Below are 3888 nucleotides of genomic sequence, written 5' to 3'. Positions count from 1 at the left end.
ATATGGTCACTCTCATATTTAAGTGTGACACTACCAAAACTAATTCTAGTAGGCATAAAATTTTTAAAAGCTTCTAAAACGCCAATAAGATTTGGACTACTATTAATTACGAATCCCATAAGGCCGTGTGTAGAAATTGTCAATCTTTTTCCTAAAGATAAACCTAAAAAACTATTATTAGAGATGTGAGTCGCATTTTTCAAAATTTGAATAAAACTGTGTGCGTCGACCATTTTTTCTTCTTGCATAATTTCTTCAGTTGTCAATGGCGTATATTCAAGTAACTGATATAAATCTTTTTTTGAGAATTGCAGTTCCCTAGCAATTATTCTTACATAATTTGAGGGAATATTTGCTTCCTTTAGCATCTTATTAAGTTTTAAGTCCATCTAATTCAACCTAATTATTTTGAGCTTTGTACGATATTTATAATAGTTTTTTTTGATTACAAGTTTTGGCTTTTTATGACCCTATGAAGTCTTTTTATGACCTTTTTTTTCTTTATTAATAATAAATTATACAGATCAAAATAACTAGGGATAGAACAATGGGACAAATAACTTTTATAGAACATGATGGATCTGAACATACAGTTGAGTTTGAGTCTGGTATGAGCTTAATGCAAATTGCTGTAAATAATGGTGTACCAAGTATTGATGGTGATTGTGGTGGTGAGTGTGCCTGTGGCACTTGTCATGTCATCTTAGAAGATAAGTGGATTGTAAAATTGGGATTAGCTTCATCAAATGAGCTTCAGATGCTTGATCTTACACCTGAGAAAACCAATAACTCTCGACTTGCTTGTCAAGTGATTGTTCAAGACAACATGGATGGGATGAAGGTTATTTTGCCTGAATTTCAAATGTAGGTAAAGGGAGGCTATTATGACAAACTTTTCAGAAGCTGCCAAAATTTTTCAAGAAGTTGTAATGAACAAAGTAGCTGCTGTAGTGCCTATGGATGTTCAAGTTAAGGGCTTACATATCTACAAAAAAACTAAAAATAAATTTATAGATGAGGGTTTTAATTTTCAATTTGTTGAAAAGCCAATTCCAGATGTTGAAACAGTTGATATTAAGAATATCGATTTAAGTAACCCATTTTTATTTAGACAAAGTAAATGGCTTTCTTATTGTAAGCGCTTAAGAGATGAAGCACCGGTGCACTATCAAGCGAATAGTATTTTTGGTCCTTTCTGGTCTATTACAAGGTACAAAGATATTGTAGATGTTGATAAAAACCATGACTTTTTTTCTGCTGAGCCGGCGATTGTCTTAGGAAAGCCACCGATTGATGTAGAAATGTTTATCGCTATGGATCCGCCAAAACACGATACACGTCGAAAAGCTGTACAAGCTGTTGTGGCTCCAAAGAATCTCAAAGAAATGGAATCGTTGATCAGAAACCGGACTATAGAGGTTTTAGAAAGCTTACCAATTGGAGAATCTTTTAATTGGGTTGAACGTGTTTCAATTGATCTGACTGCAAAAATGCTTGCTACCTTATTGGACTTCCCTTATGAGGAACGTAAGAAGTTAGTTTATTGGTCTGACTTAGCATCAGCAGCACCTTATAGTACCGGTGGAGATGTCGATCTTGATGAGTTATTTGCTGGCGTAGCTGAAATGTCTAAAAGCTTTGTAAACCTATGGCATGACAAAGCAGCTAGATTACAATCTGGTGAGCCACCCGGATTCGATCTCATTACCTTGATGCAAATGAATGATGATACGAAGGACATGATTAAACATCCAATGGAGTACATTGGGAATCTTGTATTATTAATTGTAGGGGGTAATGATACGACCCGTAACTCGATGAGCGGCGGTGTTTTAGCATTGCACCAATTTCCAGAAGAGTTTAAGAAACTTAAAGAAAATCCATCATTAATACCAAATATGGTCTCGGAGATTATCCGTTGGCAAACACCTTTAGCTTATATGCGCAGAGTTGCAAAGCAGGACACGATACTGAACGGTCAATTTATTCGGAAGGGCGATAAATTGGTGATGTGGTATGCGTCAGGTAACTTTGATGAAAGAGCAATTGAAAATCCGGAACAATTTATCATTGATCGAAAAGATGCACGTAATCATCTCTCATTTGGTTTTGGTGTACATCGCTGTATGGGGAATCGATTAGCGGAAATGCAACTTAAAATTTTATGGGAAGAAATTTTGAATCGATTTGATCGTATTGAAGTTGTTGATGAGCCAGAAATAGTTCAATCCAATTTTGTGAGAGGCTATTCAAAACTAATGGTTAAGCTAACTAAAAAGCAATAAAAATTAGATTAGGGATGGGAGTGGTATGGATATATCAAGAGTAGTTATTATAGGTGCCAGTCATGCTGGTGCACAGCTGAGTGCTAGCTTAAGACAAGAAGGCTGGACAGGTGAAATTATCCTCATCGGAGATGAGCCTTATCTTCCATATCATCGCCCACCTTTATCTAAAACTTTTTTGGCTGGTTCAAAGTCCATCGAAGATATGTATATACGACCGAAAAACTTTTACGAAAAAAATAAGATTCAATTGGTGAATGGTCATGTTACAAAAATCGATTGCAAAACAAAAATTGTATATTTAGAGAATGGTAATCATATTTCTTACGATAAGCTTGTTCTTTGTACTGGTGCAAGAGTACGTAAATTAGATATTAATGGTAGTCATCTGCCAGGTGTACATTATATTCGCAATGCACAAGATATTTTGGGATTAAAATCAAGCGTAAAGTGGACTAAACGCGCTGTAATTGTAGGAGGCGGCTACATTGGACTTGAGACTGCTGCTTCATTAAGAAAAATGGGTATTAATGTCACTATATTAGAATACGCTCCAAAAATTTTACAACGTGTTGCTGCATCACAAATTGGAGATTTTTTTAATCAAGTACATACCGAGGAAGGTGTTGAAATACTTACTAACATCAGGATTGCCGAAATAGCAGGTACACAAAGTGTGACAGGTATCTATTTGGAAAATTGCCAATTCATACCGACTGAATTAGTGATTGTGGGAATTGGAGTCCTTCCTAATATTGAACTAGCAGAAGAAGCTGGATTGAAGATCGACAATGGAATAGTTGTAGACGAGTATTGTTATACATCCGATCCACATATTTTGGCAGTTGGTGATTGTACATCACATTTTAATGAACATTATAAAAGACAAATTAGACTTGAATCCGTACCGAATGCAAATGATCAAGCTAAAGTTGCAGCAAAAAATTTATGCGGTAAAAGTCAAAAATATCAGTGTCTACCTTGGTTTTGGTCTGATCAGTACGATATCAAATTACAAATCGTGGGACTAAATAATGGGTTCGATGAGGTCATACTTAGAGGGGATATGAGTTCTTCAAGAAGCTTTGCCCTATTTTATTTCAAGAATAATGAAATGATTGCAGCGGATTGTGTAAGCAGACCTTTAGAGTTCATGTTAAGTAAAAAAATCATCTCTGAAAAATTAGAAGTTTATAAAGAAAAATTGAGTAATGAAAATTTCGATCTTAAAGAATCGATCGTAAGTTTATACGTTCATTAACGCATTATTTAAGATATAAGAGAAAAATGAATACTTTAGACGCTGTTTTTGATTCATTAGAAGAGAATACACCTTGTGACTTGCCACTAAATTGGTTACAAGGTCGAACAGCTTATGGCGGTTTCTCATCAGCGCTAGCTTTAAAGATTGCTAGGGATGCCAATCATAGTGCGAATAATATTTTAAATAGTGCTCAAATATCTTTTATAGGCCCAATAACTTCAGAAGTAATTTTCACTGCAGAGATTTTACGAATAGGTAAATCGGCTACCTACATTGAGGTTAAGGGGAAATTGGCTATTACGACAGTTTTTCAGGGCACATTTATTTTTGGAAATGAAC

At 35.1% G+C, this 3888-nt stretch carries 5 protein-coding genes; 4 read left to right on the top strand and 1 reads right to left on the bottom strand.

The window, feature by feature from the left end:
• The coding region (locus CL42_RS15615; protein ID WP_035270752.1) for an AraC family transcriptional regulator ligand-binding domain-containing protein at positions 1–389 on the bottom strand (389 nt) is incomplete at its 3' end.
• A 158-nt stretch (positions 390–547) separates the two neighbouring features.
• Between CL42_RS15615 and CL42_RS15610 the strand changes: the two genes are divergently transcribed.
• The 4 genes from CL42_RS15610 to CL42_RS15595 all read left to right on the top strand — a co-directional run.
• Positions 548–868 carry a 2Fe-2S iron-sulfur cluster-binding protein gene (locus CL42_RS15610; protein ID WP_035270751.1) on the top strand — a complete coding sequence of 107 codons (321 nt, stop codon included), beginning with the start codon at positions 548–550 and terminating at the stop codon, positions 866–868.
• 16 nt (positions 869–884) lie between these two features.
• On the top strand, positions 885–2285 hold the full coding sequence (locus CL42_RS15605; protein ID WP_035270750.1) for a cytochrome P450: 1401 nt from the start codon (positions 885–887) through the stop codon (positions 2283–2285).
• A gap of 25 nt (positions 2286–2310) precedes the next feature.
• A complete protein-coding gene (locus CL42_RS15600) occupies positions 2311–3546 on the top strand; it encodes an NAD(P)/FAD-dependent oxidoreductase (RefSeq protein WP_035270747.1) in 1236 nt (411 codons plus the stop codon).
• A 26-nt stretch (positions 3547–3572) separates the two neighbouring features.
• Positions 3573–3888: acyl-CoA thioesterase domain-containing protein (locus CL42_RS15595; RefSeq protein ID WP_035270745.1), on the top strand; the 316-nt coding region annotated here is incomplete at its 3' end.

Origin of the sequence: Acinetobacter sp. Ver3, from assembly GCF_000632455.1 — a bacterium.
Lineage (GTDB): Bacteria > Pseudomonadota > Gammaproteobacteria > Pseudomonadales > Moraxellaceae > Acinetobacter.
Note: the sequence above shows the minus strand (reverse complement) of the source record. Positions and strands in the feature narration are given on the sequence as shown.

What these genes read in the sequence shown, in the direction of transcription:
- CL42_RS15610 (WP_035270751.1), top strand. Translation starts at nt 548, where the DNA reads ATGGGACAAATAACTTTTATAGAACATGATGGATCTGAACATACAGTT.
- CL42_RS15605 (WP_035270750.1), top strand. Translation starts at nt 885, where the DNA reads ATGACAAACTTTTCAGAAGCTGCCAAAATTTTTCAAGAAGTTGTAATG.
- CL42_RS15600 (WP_035270747.1), top strand. Translation starts at nt 2,311, where the DNA reads ATGGATATATCAAGAGTAGTTATTATAGGTGCCAGTCATGCTGGTGCA.